General features: G+C 70.8%; 17 protein-coding genes. 11 read left to right on the top strand and 6 right to left on the bottom strand.

The genetic code is table 11. The features are described 5' to 3' along the window. Window positions 1-91 precede the first annotated feature (91 nt). Together HD599_RS11995 and HD599_RS11990 are read left to right on the top strand one after the other, a co-directional pair. Complete coding sequence (locus HD599_RS11995) at window positions 92-679, top strand: DinB family protein (protein ID WP_184237857.1); 588 nt, start codon at window positions 92-94, stop codon at window positions 677-679. Window positions 680-771: 92 nt separating this feature from the next. Continuing rightward, the gene (locus HD599_RS11990) at window positions 772-1,242 is read left to right on the top strand and encodes a hypothetical protein (RefSeq protein WP_184237855.1); all 471 of its coding nucleotides are present in this window, start codon (window positions 772-774) and stop codon (window positions 1,240-1,242) included. 59 nt (window positions 1,243-1,301) lie between these two features. Here the strand turns inward: HD599_RS11990 and HD599_RS18055 are convergent, their stop codons facing one another. After that, window positions 1,302-2,564: a LuxR C-terminal-related transcriptional regulator gene (locus HD599_RS18055; RefSeq protein WP_343062039.1), complete on the bottom strand. Its 1,263-nt coding sequence runs from the start codon at window positions 2,562-2,564 to the stop codon at window positions 1,302-1,304. An 82-nt stretch (window positions 2,565-2,646) separates the two neighbouring features. Here HD599_RS18055 and hxlB point away from each other — a divergent pair, with 82 nt between their 5' ends. Together hxlB and hxlA are read left to right on the top strand one after the other, a co-directional pair. Continuing rightward, window positions 2,647-3,234 carry a 6-phospho-3-hexuloisomerase gene (gene hxlB / locus HD599_RS11980; RefSeq protein ID WP_184237853.1) on the top strand — a complete coding sequence of 196 codons (588 nt, stop codon included), beginning with the start codon at window positions 2,647-2,649 and terminating at the stop codon, window positions 3,232-3,234. 31 nt (window positions 3,235-3,265) lie between these two features. Continuing rightward, window positions 3,266-3,889: a 3-hexulose-6-phosphate synthase gene (hxlA, locus tag HD599_RS11975; RefSeq protein WP_184237850.1), complete on the top strand. Its 624-nt coding sequence runs from the start codon at window positions 3,266-3,268 to the stop codon at window positions 3,887-3,889. Between the two features lie 73 nt (window positions 3,890-3,962). Here hxlA and HD599_RS11970 read toward each other — a convergent pair whose 3' ends face one another. Next, the gene (locus HD599_RS11970) at window positions 3,963-4,682 is read right to left on the bottom strand and encodes an SDR family oxidoreductase (RefSeq protein ID WP_184237848.1); all 720 of its coding nucleotides are present in this window, start codon (window positions 4,680-4,682) and stop codon (window positions 3,963-3,965) included. A gap of 120 nt (window positions 4,683-4,802) precedes the next feature. Here HD599_RS11970 and HD599_RS11965 point away from each other — a divergent pair, with 120 nt between their 5' ends. Continuing rightward, window positions 4,803-5,204 (top strand): MerR family transcriptional regulator, encoded by a 402-nt coding sequence (locus HD599_RS11965; RefSeq protein WP_184237846.1) that lies wholly within the window; start codon window positions 4,803-4,805, stop codon window positions 5,202-5,204. 29 nt (window positions 5,205-5,233) lie between these two features. Here the strand turns inward: HD599_RS11965 and HD599_RS11960 are convergent, their stop codons facing one another. Further along, complete coding sequence (locus HD599_RS11960) at window positions 5,234-5,776, bottom strand: nucleotidyltransferase family protein (RefSeq protein WP_184237844.1); 543 nt, start codon at window positions 5,774-5,776, stop codon at window positions 5,234-5,236. Between the two features lie 22 nt (window positions 5,777-5,798). Between HD599_RS11960 and uraD the strand changes: the two genes are divergently transcribed. Genes uraD through HD599_RS11930 form a run of 6 tightly spaced genes read left to right on the top strand, consistent with a single transcriptional unit; the run spans window position 5,799 to window position 10,935 of the window. Next, window positions 5,799-6,284: a 2-oxo-4-hydroxy-4-carboxy-5-ureidoimidazoline decarboxylase gene (gene uraD / locus HD599_RS11955; protein ID WP_246376192.1), complete on the top strand. Its 486-nt coding sequence runs from the start codon at window positions 5,799-5,801 to the stop codon at window positions 6,282-6,284. Continuing rightward, a complete protein-coding gene (gene uraH, locus HD599_RS11950; RefSeq protein ID WP_184237840.1) occupies window positions 6,281-6,607 on the top strand; it encodes a hydroxyisourate hydrolase in 327 nt (108 codons plus the stop codon). The genes uraD and uraH overlap by 4 nt, the downstream gene beginning before the upstream one ends. A 2-nt stretch (window positions 6,608-6,609) precedes the next feature. Continuing rightward, window positions 6,610-7,935 carry an MFS transporter gene (locus HD599_RS11945; protein ID WP_184237831.1) on the top strand — a complete coding sequence of 442 codons (1,326 nt, stop codon included), beginning with the start codon at window positions 6,610-6,612 and terminating at the stop codon, window positions 7,933-7,935. Window position 7,936: 1 nt separating this feature from the next. Then, window positions 7,937-9,289 (top strand): serine/threonine-protein kinase, encoded by a 1,353-nt coding sequence (locus HD599_RS11940; RefSeq protein ID WP_184237829.1) that lies wholly within the window; start codon window positions 7,937-7,939, stop codon window positions 9,287-9,289. Further along, window positions 9,286-9,822 carry an FIMAH domain-containing protein gene (locus tag HD599_RS11935; protein WP_184237827.1) on the top strand — a complete coding sequence of 179 codons (537 nt, stop codon included), beginning with the start codon at window positions 9,286-9,288 and terminating at the stop codon, window positions 9,820-9,822. Before HD599_RS11940 ends, HD599_RS11935 begins: the two co-directional genes overlap by 4 nt. Window positions 9,823-9,882: 60 nt before the next feature. After that, window positions 9,883-10,935 carry a hypothetical protein gene (locus HD599_RS11930; protein WP_184237825.1) on the top strand — a complete coding sequence of 351 codons (1,053 nt, stop codon included), beginning with the start codon at window positions 9,883-9,885 and terminating at the stop codon, window positions 10,933-10,935. Window positions 10,936-10,999: 64 nt separating this feature from the next. Here the strand turns inward: HD599_RS11930 and HD599_RS11925 are convergent, their stop codons facing one another. From HD599_RS11925 to allB, 3 genes are all read right to left on the bottom strand, one after another. Then, the gene (locus HD599_RS11925) at window positions 11,000-11,521 is read right to left on the bottom strand and encodes a nucleoside deaminase (RefSeq protein ID WP_184237823.1); all 522 of its coding nucleotides are present in this window, start codon (window positions 11,519-11,521) and stop codon (window positions 11,000-11,002) included. Between the two features lie 14 nt (window positions 11,522-11,535). Then, window positions 11,536-12,429: a factor-independent urate hydroxylase gene (pucL, locus tag HD599_RS11920; RefSeq protein ID WP_184237821.1), complete on the bottom strand. Its 894-nt coding sequence runs from the start codon at window positions 12,427-12,429 to the stop codon at window positions 11,536-11,538. An 87-nt stretch (window positions 12,430-12,516) separates the two neighbouring features. Then, window positions 12,517-13,845 (bottom strand): allantoinase AllB, encoded by a 1,329-nt coding sequence (gene allB / locus HD599_RS11915; protein WP_184237819.1) that lies wholly within the window; start codon window positions 13,843-13,845, stop codon window positions 12,517-12,519.

The raw sequence follows: 13,845 nt of genomic DNA, 5'->3' as shown, positions 1-13,845 counted from the left end.
TACACGATCCGCACGGTCGACAGGACGGATGCCGCGGCGCGGGCCGCGGCATCCTGTTGTCTGATCGCCCCCGACCTGACAGGCTGACCGCATGACCGCCGACGATCAGAAGACCGTGCTGCTGCACTACCTGCAGGAGGGCCGCGACGCCCTGCTCTGGAAGCTCGAGGGCGTCTCGGAGTACGACGCGCGGCGCCCGCTCGTGCCGACCGGCACCAACCTGCTCGGCCTCGTGAAGCACGTGGCGAGCGTGGAGGCCGGGTATCTGGGCGACGTATTCGGGCGGCCGTTTCCGGAGCCGATGCCCTGGTTCGACGACGACGCCGAGCCGAACGCCGACCTCTGGGCCACCGCGGACGAGTCGCGCGACGACATCGTCGGGCTGTACCGCCGGGTCTGGGCGAACTCCGACGCGACGGTCGCGGCGCTCGACCTCGACGCCCCCGGCGTCGTGGCGTGGTGGCGCGAGGAGACCCGCGATGTGACGCTGCAGAAGATCCTCGTGCACATGATCGCGGAGACGCACCGTCACGCGGGTCACGCCGACATCGTCCGCGAGCTGGTCGACGGCGCGGCCGGATTGCGCGTCGCGAACACCAACCTGCCCGAGGTCGATACGTCCTGGTGGGCGGGGTACCGCGCGAAGCTCGAGGATGTCGCGCGGAGCGCGGGGGAGTGAGGGCGGGGAGCGAGTATCTGCTGTTCCGCCGCCGGGACCGCGTTTTTCTCGCGTTCGTGTGGGTGGCAATGGCCCTGAGTTGGGTGGTCCTTGTGCTGCTCTTCATCGCCTTGCCCGACGTCTACACGCCTCGAGTACTTCTCTTGCAATTGCTGACCGTGGTGGCTTTCATGTCGCCCGTTGTCGCTGTCTTCGTGGTCAGGCGTCGTCGCATCGTGCCCGCCGAGAGGACGGCTCGTCGGCTTTCGAACACGTTCGTCGTCGCTCCGACGCCTGGGCTGAAGGACCATCTCGAGCCGTTTTCCTTGCGAGGAGCGCCGCCGCAGCGTCCGTTCCCGATTCAGGCGGATGACGATGGTCTCCGTTTTCTCTCCGTCGACGGCGCGATTGCGTTCGCGACGATCCCGTGGAATGCGATCGAGCGCATCGACGGCGGTGACGCGCTGCGCATCGTGCTCGACGAGGACACGAACGTGCTGCTTCAGCCGATGGGGCGGATCAAGCAGCTCGGACTGCGACGGGTGCGCGCGCTCGCGGAGCGGCTGCGGGCGCTGCGGCCCTGACGTCGGGGTTTCGACAAGCTCGACCCGCCGGTTTCGATACGCGCCGGAGACGGCGCTACTCAACCACCGGCGACCAGCGCCACCAGCTGTGCCCTCGACGTCGTGCCCGTCTTGTGCAGCAGGTTCGCCACGTGGAACTTCACCGTGTTCTCGCTGATCGTCAGCGCCGACCCGATCGCGCGGTTGCGCGCGCCCTCGGCGAGCAGCGCGAGCACGTCGCGTTCGCGGGGGGTGAGGTCCGCGCCGACGAGGTTGAGCGCCGGGGCAACCGCGTCGAGAGGCAGCGAGATCTGCAGCTGCGAGCCCCAGCCCGCGGTGGCCGCGACCGTGAACGAGCCGTCCAGCACCGACACCCGGGCGGCCAGCTGGCTCAGCCCGGGCGTCTCGGCGGTGAGGTCGCCGGCGCCGTTGTCGCGGATGTCGACGAGCAGGTTCGATCCGTCGCAGTCCCACTGGATGCGCACCCGGTCGACGGCCGCGGCGTCGCTCAGGGCGAGTACCGCTCCCCGCACGACGGCGCGCGCGGCGTGGGCCACCTCGCCGGGCAGCGGGCGTCCGGCGGCGGGCGGCGGAACGAACTCCACGTCCAGGCCGCCGTGCCGCACGAGCGGCGCGAGGTCGTCGCGCAGACGCTCGAACGCGCTGTGCACGGGCTCTTCCGAGAGCACGCGGTCGCGGTCGGAGACGGCGCGCAGCGACACCATCGCCGCCGCCGCGATGTCCACGGCGCGCTGCCGGGCGGCCGCGTCGCCGTGCTGCGCAGAACGGAGGACGACGAGCAGCGACTCCAGGGTCGTCGCGTGCGCGTCGGTCAGGTCGGCGATGAGGCTCGCGCGGTCGCGCGACGCCGACCGCGAGTCGGCGAGGTAGGCGGGGGAGGCGGTCGCGACCTGCTGGCGGATGCTCAACGCGACGAGCTGCCACACGCGCGCGATGCGGGCTGCCGTCTCGGCGGCGATCGGCTCGTCGGAGACCCCGACCAGTACGAGGATCGCGGCCGTGTCGGCCGTCCACACCGCGACCGGGTGGGTGCCGCCCGCGATCGCCGCGTCGTCCCAGCGCGCGGGCTGTGGGTCCCCGGCGGAGCGACCGCGCAATACGTCGAGCTCGGCGATGGTGACGTTCTCGACGATGCGCGCCTGCCCGGCCTTCTTCTGCGGGCGGCCCGTGCAGTCCTCGGTGAAGATCACCAGGGCATCGTGCCCGACAGCGGGCCGCAGCAGGTCGGAGAGCGCCTGCGCGATACCGAGCAGCGACTGCGAGATCACCCCGCGCACGTCGTCGAGCAGATCGTCGGAGGGGGAAAGCGGAGAGGTCGGCACGGCCCGACACTACCCGAACGGGTAGGAAAGACAGCTCGATGGGTGGGCGGCCACGAACCGGGCCCGCGCCGACCATGGAGTAATGACCCCGTCCGCAACCGCACAGCCCACCGTCGCGCAGGCCCTCGAGATCATCGCCGCGGAAAACGCCGTGGCCGTGCGAGGCCTCGATGCCGCGAACGGCGGGGCTCTGGATGACGCGGCCCGCGTCATCCGCGACGCGAACCGGGTTTTCCTGCTCGGCGCCGGCCGTTCGGGCATAGCCCTGCAGTTCACCGCCATGCGGCTGATGCATCTCGGTCTCGCCGTCCACGTCGTGGGCGAAGTGACCGCGCCGGCCATCGGCGAGGGCGACGTGCTGCTCGTGGCGAGCGGATCCGGGTCCACCGCCGGGATCGTGCGGGCCGCGCAGACCGCGACCGACGTGAAGGCGTCCGTCGTCGCGATCACCGCCGACGCGGCATCCGCTGTCTCGAAGCTCGCAACCGTGACACTTCTGGTCGAGGCGGCCCGCAAGCTCGACCGCGACAGCACGGTCACCGCGCAGTATGCGGGCAGCCTCTTCGAGCAGACCGTCGTGACGATCGGCGACGCGCTCTTCCACTCGCTCTGGCTCGACTCGGGCCAGACGGCCGACGAGCTCTGGCCGCGGCACTCCAATCTCGAATGACTCCCCACCCCCGATAGAAAGTAGAACCACCGTGAAACTGCAGTTCGCCATGGACACCCTCACCACCGAGGCCGCACTCGAGCTCGCCGCCGCGGCAGCTCCCCACGTCGACATCCTCGAGCTCGGTACGCCGCTCATCAAGGCAGCCGGACTCTCCGCGATCACCGCGATCAAGGCCGCACACCCCGACAAGATCGTCTTCGCCGACCTCAAGACGATGGATGCTGGCGAGCTCGAAGCCGACATCGCCTTCACTGCCGGAGCCGACCTGGTCACGGTGCTCGGCGTCGCCGGAGACAGCACCATCGTGGGCGCGGTCAAGGCCGCCACGGCCCACGGCAAGGGCATCGTCGTGGACCTGATCGGCGTCGCCGACAAGGCCGCGCGTGCCAAGGAAGTCATCGCGCTCGGTGCCCAGTTCGTCGAAATGCACGCCGGTCTCGACGAGCAGGCCGAGGAGGGCTTCACCTTCCAGACGCTGCTCGACGACGGCGCGACCTCGGGCGTCGACTTCTCCGTGGCCGGTGGCATCAACGCGTCGACCATCGCCGCGGTGCAGCAGTCGGGTGCGACCGTCGCGGTCGCCGGCGGTGCCATCTACGGTGCCCCCGACGTGGGTGCCGCGGCCGCAGAGCTGCGCGCCGCGATCGTCTAGATCGTTCTCGAGGCGGATTGGGCCTGTCGAAACCCTGGGTTTCGACAGGCCCAATCCGCTGTGACGTGCGCTGCTACCCCAGCAGCTGCGTCATCTGCGCGTAGAACGGCGCGGGGTCGCCGGCGAGCGAGGCCTTGACCATCGCGGTCCAGTCGTCGACGACGATTTCGATCGAGCCCGATTCGAGACCGTCGAGCGAGAGCCGGGGAACGTCGCGGGGGTCGATTTTCGGCCCGTCGTAGCCGGCGGCGATATCCGTGTCGGCGGCGCCCAGCAACACCCCCTGCACGAGCGTGCCCTGCGCCGCGAGTTCGAGGCGCACACCGTTGGTCATGTTCCACTCGGCGGCCTTCGCCGACGAATACGCTCCGGATCCCGGAGCGGCGAACCACGACAGCGCGGACAGCACGTTGACGATGGCGCCGCCGTCGTTCTTCGCGAGCACGGGCGCGAACTCGCGGATCACGCCGAGCGTGCCCCAGAAGTGCGTGTCCATCTCGCGGCGGATCTCGGCCGGGTCGCCGGTGACCAGCAGAGCGCCGGTGGAGACGCCGGCGTTGTTCACCAGCACGGTGACGTCGGTGGCGGTCGCCGCAGCCGCGGCGATCGATGCGGGGTCCAGCAGGTCGAGGTGCAGCGGTACGACGCGCGCGTCGTCGAAGTCCAGAGTCTCGGGCCGGCGGGCGGTGGCGTAGACCTTCGCCGCGCCGCGGTCGAGGAGTTCGAGGACGAACTGGCGGCCGATTCCGCGGTTGGCTCCGGTGACGAGGGCGATCTGGTCGTTCACATTCATGGGGGACAGTGCTTTCTGCTCGGTTCGACCCGCCGGTTTCGACCGGTCGTCGGCTACGCTAAGTGTTGACATTGACGTTAAGGGCAAGTCAGAAACCGGATGTCGGATGGAGTGGGTGAAATGTTGAGAATCGGCGACATCGCGAACCAGGCGGGAGTCAGCACCCGGTCGCTGCGCTACTACGAAGAGAAGGGGCTGTTGGCGTCGGAGCGCTCGTCCACCGGTCAGCGCACCTACTCGGAGTCCGCCGTCGAGCGGGTGCAGCTGATCCAGCAGTTCTTCACCGCCGGGCTGCCGAGCCGCACGATCCTGCAGCTGCTGCCCTGCGTCGAGAGCGGCCTGGCCACCGACGAGGTCTTCGAGGTGCTCGAGGCCGAGCGCGACCGCATCACCGCCGCCATGGCCGATCTGTCCGCGGCGCGGGACGCCCTCGACCGCATGATCGACATCGCGCGGCATCCGACGCCCGAGCACTGCCCGGCGCTACGGGAGCCGGGGTACGCCCACGCCCAGGCGGGTTGAGCTTGTCGAAACCCTGGGTTTCGACGGCCTCAACCACCGGGCGTATCGACGTCGTGCCCGTCGTACAGGTCGCCGCACTCCACGTCGACCACTCCGTGCGCGTCGAGATACGCGCGCGCCCCGCGGTCGCCACCGAGCGTCGCGATCGCAGCGGCCCAGTGCGCGGCTCCGATCAGCACGGGATGCCCGGGCTTCCCGTCGAACACCGCGCGGACCAGCGGAGCACCGGTCGCCAGCACCCGTCGCACCACCGCGACCGGCAGCTCGGGCATGTCCACGACCGCGATCAGCGCCGCGTCGCCCGACGCCGCCTCGAGCCCGACGCGCAGGGAGGAACCCATCCCGCTCGCCCAGTCCTCGTTGACGACCGACTGGATCGCGGCATCCGTCGGCACGACCACCGACGCGGCCGACGCACCCAGCACGACCACGACCCGTTCGCACCCGGCCTCGAGCAGAAGCCGGCAGGCGATGCCGACCCACGACTCGCCCGCCGCGGTCGACAGCAGCGCCTTCGGGGTGCCCATGCGGCGCCCGGCGCCCGCCGCGAGAACCACTCCGGTTATAGCCATGGGTAATGTTAGGCAGACAATGATGGATGTCACCGAGACCACCCTGCGCGACGGCCTAGCCGCGAGCCTGTCCGTGAACCGCTGGATCGACGAGGTCGCCGCCGGCTACCCCTACGAATCCGTCGCCCGGTTGCTGGATGCCGCAGCCGAGGCCGCGACCCCGCTCAGCCCCGCCGAAATCGACGAGGCCATCGCGCACCACCCACGCATCGGCGAAAAGCCGGTGGGGGAGGGACAGGCGCAGTCGTTCAGCCGTGACGAGCAGTCCGCGCTCGGCGACGAGGACGCCCTCGTGGCCGCCCAGATCGCCGCCGGCAACGAGGCGTACGAGGAACGGTTCGGCCGCGTCTTCATCATCCGCGCCGCCGGCCGCACGCGCGCCGAGATCCTCGAGGAACTCACCCGCCGCCTCGAACTGCCGAACGCCTCCGAGCTCGAGATCGTCGGAGAGCAGCTGCGCGAGATCGCCCTGCTGCGCCTGGAGAAGCTGTTCGGAGCCGAAGCATGAGCCACGTCACCACCCACGTCCTCGACGCCGCGCTCGGCCGCCCGGCGGCCGGCATCGCCGTCGCGCTCTACGACTCCGAGGGCGCGCTCGTCGCCGAAGGCATCACGGACGCCGACGGCCGCGTGCCCGACCTCGGCCCCGACGCCCTGCCGCACGGCGAGTACGGCATCGTGTTCGAGACGGGCGTCTACTTCGCCCGCACGCAGACCCCCACGTTCTACCCCCGGGTGTCGATCGACTTCGAGCTGACGGACGAGACGGCGCACTACCACGTGCCCCTGCTGCTCAGCCCGTTCGCCTTCTCCACCTACCGCGGAAGCTGACCATGACCACACCCCTCACGCGTTCGCAGCGGCTCGACAAGCTCCCGTGGACGCGCAGGCACTCGCGCCTGCTCGGCGGCAGCGGCATCGGCTGGGCGCTCGACGCCATGGACGTCGGCCTCATCTCGTTCGTCATCGCCCAGCTCGCCGTGGTCTGGAAGGCCGATGCGGGCTCGCTCGGCTTCGTCGCGTCCGCCGGATTCCTCGGCATGGCGATCGGCGCGAGCCTCGGCGGTCTGCTCGCCGACAAGCTCGGCCGCCGTCAGGTCTTCGCGCTGACCCTGCTGATCTACGGCGTGTTCACCGGCCTCTCCGCGTTCTCGCTCTCGGTCGGCATGCTGATCGCGCTGCGCTTCCTCGTCGGTCTCGGCCTCGGCGCCGAACTGCCGGTCGCGTCGACCCTGATGAGCGAGTTCGCCCCGGCGCGCATCCGCGGCCGCATCATCGTGATCCTCGAGTCCTTCTGGGCCGTCGGCTGGACCGCCGCCGCGCTCATCGGCTACTTCGTCATCCCCACGAGCGACAACGGCTGGCGTTGGGCGCTCGCCCTCGGCGCCGTGCCCGCGGTCTGGGCGATCGTCGTGCGGCTGCGGCTGCCCGAGTCGGTGCGGTTCCTCGAGGCGAAGGGCCGGCACACCGAGGCCGAAAAGATCGTCAGAGACTTCGAGGATGCCGCGGGCGTCACCGCCCCGCCGGCGACGACCGATGCGCCCGAACCGGCGGTCTCCTCCGACCGCCCCATCGCGACGCTGTTCGGTGCGCGCCTGCGCCGGCGCACGATCTCGCTCTGGCTGGTCTGGTTCTGCGTCAACTTCGCCTACTACGGCGCGTTCATCTGGCTGCCGACACTGCTCGTGGCGCAGGGCTTCTCGCTCGTGCGCTCGTTCGAGTACACGCTCATCATCACGCTCGCGCAGCTGCCGGGATACGCGGTGTCGGCTTGGCTCGTGGAGAAGTGGGGTCGCCGCGTCACGCTCGCCGTCTTCCTCGCGGGTTCCGCGGTCTCTGCCGGGTTCTTCGGTACCGCCGACGACGTCGCCACGATCCTGGTCTTCGGCGCGCTGTTGTCGTTCTTCAACCTCGGCGCGTGGGGCGCGCTCTACGCCGTGACGCCCGAGCTGTACCCGACCCGCGTGCGCGGGACCGGCGCCGGCTGGGCCGCCGGCTTCGGCCGTCTCGCCTCGATCATCGCCCCGCTCTGCGTACCGCTGCTGCTCGCCGCCGGGGGAGTGGCCCTGCCCTTCGGCGTCTTCGCCGCCGTCTTCGCCGTCGCCGCGATCGCCGCGCTGACGCTGCCCGACCTGCGCGGCGTCGCGCTGGAGGACTGACATGGAATCCCCGCGCACCCCTATCGAGGCCGGCACGGTCATCGGCGGCCGCTACACCGTCGAGTCGCTGCTCGGCCGCGGCGGCATGGCCTCCGTCTACCGGGCGACCGACGTGCCGCTCGGCCGCAGCGTCGCCGTCAAGGTATTCGAGATCGACACCGAGGCGACGGCGGGGCTCGGACGCGAGTCATCCGAGATCCGCCTGCTCGCCTCGCTCAACCACCACGCGCTCGTGACCCTCTTCGACGCGAGCGTCGACCAAGCCGACCGCTCGTTCCTGGTGATGGAACTCGTCGAGGGCCCGACCCTCGCCGAGCGCATCGCCCGCGGGCCGATCGCCGAGCTCGACGTCGCGCAGCTGCTCGTCGACCTCGCGGAGGCGCTGCACGTCGTGCACGGCAACGGCGTCGTGCACCGCGACGTGAAGCCGGCGAACATCCTGCTCAACCCGTCGGCTCTGCCCGCGATCGAGTTCCGCGCGAAGCTCAGCGACTTCGGCATCGCCTACCTGATCGACAGCACGCGCCTCACCATGCCGGGCACGATCATCGGCACGGCGGCGTACCTGAGCCCCGAGCAGGCGAGCGGCGAGGCACCCGACTCGCCCGCCGACGTCTACTCGCTCGGTCTCGTCACGCTCGAGGCGCTGACCGGCGTGCGCGCGTTCGAGGGCACGATGGTCGAATCGCTGTCGGCGCGGCTCGTCAGCGACCCCGTCGTCCCGTCCACCCTCCGCCCGGGCTGGGTCGCGCTGCTGACCCGGATGACCGCGAGAGACCCCGCCGATCGTCCGACCGCCCTCGAGGTGGTCGAGCTCGCGCGCCGGCTCGAACGCGAGGTATATGCCGCGCCGGCCGCCGTGCTTCCGGCCGACGACTCCGGCGCCACCGAAGCGATGGATCCCCCGACCGCGGTCCTGCCCGTCGGACACACCGCCGCGGCAACCGCGGAGCAGCCGGCCGACGCGGAGCAGCCGGCGGACACGGGTGCCGCGACGACCGTGCTGCCCGCCGAACGCGTGGATGCCGCGACGACCGTCCTGCCCGCCGAACAGTCGGATGCCGCGACGACCGTGCTGCCCGCCGCCGAGCCGGCAGCGCAGCCCGCCTTCCGGTCCGCGGCTGCTTCTGCGCCCAGCCCCGCAGCGCCGGTCGAACGCCGCCCGCACCGCGGCCGCATCGCCGCCGCCGTGATTGCCGCGCTCCTCGTCGTCGGCGGGGGAACCTTCGCCGTCGTGACCGCGCTGCAGGGCGACAGCGCGAGCAGCGAGATCAACGAACCCGAGCCCCTGCCCGCGAACGAGGGCGAGCTCGGCACCCACCTCGACGACCTGATGGAGAGCGTGACACCGTGAACCGCCGACTGATCCCGACCGCACTCGTCGTGCTGCTCAGCGCTTCGACGCTGCTCGGTTGCGCGCCCCAGCCCGACCTCAGCGACTCCGCCGCGCAGACTCTGCAGCAGTCGGTGCAGCAGGTCGCGACCCTGGCCTCGACGGGCGACCCGACCGGCGCCACCGCCGAACTTGACGCCCTGCAGGGCGAACTCGACGCCGCGGTCGACAGCGGCGACGTGACCGCCGAGCGGTCGCAGACCATCCAGACGGCGATCGACGCGGTGCGCGCCGATCTGGCACAACAGATCGCCGCCGCCGAAGCGGCGGCAGCTGCCGCCGCCGCGGCCGAAGCCGAGCGGGTAGCAGCCGAGCAGCAGGCGGCGGCCGAAAAGGCCGAGGCCGACCGGATCGCCGCCGAACAGGCCGCGGCCGAGCAGCAGGCGGCCGACGAGAAGGCGCAGAAGGAAGCAGAGCGGGAAGCCGAGAAGGCCGCCCGTGAGGCAGAGAAGAACGAGGACGACAAGCCGAAGCCGGGCGACGACGAGGAGTAGCGCGTTACGTCCCGCGTCAACCGACCGCCGCCGCGGGTAACGCTCGGCAACAATTGACCCGTGACCACCTCAACACTCCTCGTCGGCAGCGTCTCCCAGCCGGATGCCGAGTCCACCTTCCGCCTCGCCAGCGAGCACCTCGCCGGCACCGCAGCGCGCATCCCCGACGGCGAAGTCGGCAAGCGCTACTACTGGATCCAGTTCCAGAACCTCCTGTTCGAATCCGTGCCCGGTCTCGTGCGCATCGGCGAACCCGGTTTCTACATCCGCGACGAGTTCGACACCCGTCCGATCACCCTCGCCGACGGCGTCGACGCGGAGTCGATCGTGTTCCCGGCCCTCGGTTACGCGGATGCCGCGATCGAGTCGTACGCGACCTTCGTGCGTCTGCGCTCCGAGGGCGTCATCCCGGCCGGGGTGCGGTTCCAGGTGTCGCTGCCCACTCCCGCCGGGGTCGTCGGCAGCTTCTTCGAGCTCTCCGTGCGGGCGGCAATCGAGCCCGTGTACGAGCGCGCGATCCTCCGCGAGGTCGACGCGATCCTCGCCGCCATCCCGCACGACGACCTCGCCATCCAGTGGGACACCGCCCTCGAATTCGGTCTCCTCGACCGGGCCACGATCTTCGGCCACCCGATGACCGCGTGGTTCGGCGACACCCACGAGCAGATCCTCGCCGGGGTCCTCGAGCGTGGGCTGCGGCAGGCCGCCGCCGTGCCCGCCGACGTCGAGCTCGGCTACCACCTCTGTTACGGCGACGTCGAAGAGTCCCATTTCCACCAGCCGACGGATGCCGCGACCCTGGCCGAAGTCGCAGCGGGACTGCTCGCGGGCTCCCCGCGTGCCATCTCCTGGATCCATCTGCCCGTGCCGATCGAGCGCGACGACGCCGCGTACTTCGCGCCGCTCGAGACCGTCGAGTGGGGCGACACAGAACTGTTCCTCGGGCTCGTGCACCACGAAGACGGTGTGGACGGCGCCCTGCGTCGCGCCGCCGCGGCGGCCCCGTTCGTGCCGGCGTTCGGCGTCTCGACCGAGTGCGGCTTCGCCCGGGGTCCGGTGGAGCGCACGGTGCCGCTGCTCGACCTGCACGCCGAGGTGGCGGCGGCCCTGTAGCAAGAAGCGGATTGTGCCTGTCGAAATCCTCACTGGGTTTCGACAGGCTCACCCCGCCCGGTGCCTAGTAGTCGGTGCGCGCCTCGAGCGCCAGCCAGGCGTCGAACGGTTCGGGCGCGTTCTCGGGACGCACGGCCTCCACGGCCATGCCCCAGGTCGCGCGGTCGCGGGCGAACAGTTCGTAGAACTCGCGGTCGTCGAACCCGCCGCGGGCAGCGTCGTCGCGGTCGGCCGCGAACACCACACGGGCGAGCCGCGCCCAGAGCGATGCCGAGAGGCAGAGCGGGCACGGTTCGCACGACGTGTAGAGCGTCATGCCGGCGAGCGAGAAGTCTCCGACCGCCTGGCAGGCGGCGCGGATCGCGGTGACCTCGGCGTGGGCCGTCGGGTCGAGGTTGGCCGTCACGCGGTTCTGCCCCTCGGCGATGAGCTCGCCGTCCCGCACGATGACCGCTCCGAACGGGCCGCCGCCCTGCGACACGTTGAGCGTCGCGAGGTCGATGGCGCGCGCGAGCCACTTGGCGTCGAGAGCGGCCTGGCCCGGAGCGGCGTGAGCCGCGGCATCCGGGGTATCGATGTCGTTCATTCCGACAGTCTCGCTCATGCCAGCCCCGCCGAAATGCGCCAGGCGTCTCCGGCCGGGGGAGCGTCGTCGCGCAGCACGGTCGCCTCGATCAGGCCGTAGGGCCGGTCGGCGGCGATGAAGACCTCGCCCGGGTTCTCCAGTTCGAAGGGCGAGAGGTCGACGACGAAGTGGTGCTTGTTCGGCGCCTTGAGCTTGACCTCGGCGATGAACGGGTAGGCCTCGAGCACCGCGCGGCCCATGTGCCAGAGCGTCTGCTGCAGGGCGAGCGACTGCAGGGTCGCGAACTCCTTGACCATGATGCGCTTGATGCCGGCGTAGACGTCGTCCCAGTCGACGTCTGTCGACGTGAAGCGCCACTGCGCGACGAGCGACGTCGCCATCACGCGGTCGTGGGTCTCCTGCAGGGTCGTGTACTCGTCGGTGAGGAAGCCGGCGAACTCGCTGCCGGTCGACTTGAGCAGTACGAGGTCTTTGAGGCCGCCGACGACGTACTCGCCGCTCGCGTCGACGGTGATCGCCGCGGTGCGGATCTCCTGTCCCTTGCGCAGCCAGGTGTGGTCGTGTTCGACGCCGTCGACGACCGCGCGCTCCCACGCGTACTCCTCGATCTCGATGCGCGCGCCCTCGACGGGGTCGACGTCGTGCACGAAGTGGCGGGCGAGCTCGAGGCCGAACGCCTCGATCGCCTCGACACCCTTCGACTTCGCGAAGGCGAACGCCGTGTTCTTCTGGGTGTCGGTGGGCAGCACGTTGGTCTGGTTGCCCTCGAGGTACGCCGGCTGGAACGGGCCGCGCAGCGCGGTGCTCACGTTCAGGTCGCGGATCTCGTGCCGAGCGGAGTCGCGGTAGATACGCACGACGCGGTTCTCGGCCTTGCCGTACTGGTTGTCGCCCAGGATTATTGCCATGCCGCGATTCTTGCACCGCCATGTGACCGCGGTGTTACGGGAAAACGCGCGTCGTGTGCGCCGAACAGCGGCGCACACCCGGGCGGGCTACCGCGAGAGCAGCGTGCCGGTGGGGGCGTCGGCGGCGATCGTGAGCTCGCGTCCGCCGAGCCAGGTGCGCCGCGCGACGCCGCGCAGTTCGCGGCCGTCGAAGGCGCTCACGGCGTTCTTGTGCTGCAGCTCTCCCGCGTGCACGGTGAACGTCTCGTCGGGGGCGAACACCACGAGGTCCGCCGTCGCCCCGACGCTGATGACCCCCTTGCCGGCTAGGCCGGCGAAACGGGCGGTAGCCGTCGACATCCAGTTCACGACGCTTTCGAGCGGGATGCCGCGGCGGGCAGCCTCCGCCCAGACGGCGGCCACGCCGGTCTGCAGGCCGGCGATGCCGCCCCAGGCCTTGCCGAAATCCCCGCCGTGCGCGAACTTCAGTTCGGCGGTGGAGGGGGAGTGGTCGGTGACCACGATGTCGATGTCGCCGTCGACGAGCGCCTGCCAGAGGGCGTCGCGGTTGGCGTCGTCGCGGATCGGCGGGCAGCACTTGAACTGGGTGGCGCCGTCGGCGATCTGCTCCTCGCTGATGGTGAGGTAGTGCGGGCAGGTCTCGACGGTGATGCGCAGGCCCTCGGCGCGGGCGGCGCGCAGGGCGGGCAGCGCGGCGGCCGACGACAGGTGCAGGATGTGCGCGCGGCCGCCGGTGCGGCGCACGCCGGCGATGACGCGGTCGATGGCCGTCGTCTCGGCCTCGTCGGGACGCGACTCGACGAAGCGGTGGTAGCCGGTGCCGCCCTCGTTGGCGTGGGCGTCGAGCACTCCGGGGTCTTCGGCGTGCACGATGAGCAAGCCGTCGAACTCGGCGAGCTCGTCGAGCGCGGTCTCGAGCTGGTCGGCGTCGAGGTGGCCGAACTCGTCGACGCCGCTGGGCGCGAGGAACGCCTTGAAACCGAACACGCCCGCCTCGTGCAGTTCGCGGAGGGTGCCGAGGTTCTCCGGCACGGCGCCGCCCCAGAATCCCACGTCGACGATCGCCTTCGACCCGGCCACCGCGCGCTTGGTCTCGAGCGCGTCGACGGTGGTCGTCGCCGGGATGCTGTTGAGCGGCATGTCGATGATCGTGGTGACCCCGCCGACCGCGGCGGCGCGGGTCGCGCTGGCGAAGCCCTCCCACTCGGTGCGGCCGGGCTCGTTCACGTGCACGTGGGTGTCGACGAAACCGGGCACGAGCACCTCGTCGTCGGCCAGGGTGACGACCTCGCGCCCGTCGAGCGGGGTACCGCTGATCGCCGCGACGACGCCGTCGGTCACGCCGATCTCGGCCGCCCGCCAGTTGCCGCCGATGAGAACGAAGGCGCCGCGCACGACGAGGTCGAAGGTAGTCAT

This window comes from Conyzicola lurida, from assembly GCF_014204935.1.
Taxonomy (GTDB): domain Bacteria; phylum Actinomycetota; class Actinomycetes; order Actinomycetales; family Microbacteriaceae; genus Conyzicola; species Conyzicola lurida.
The sequence above is the reverse complement of the archived record's forward strand: the minus strand, read 5'-3'. Positions and strand labels throughout refer to the sequence as shown.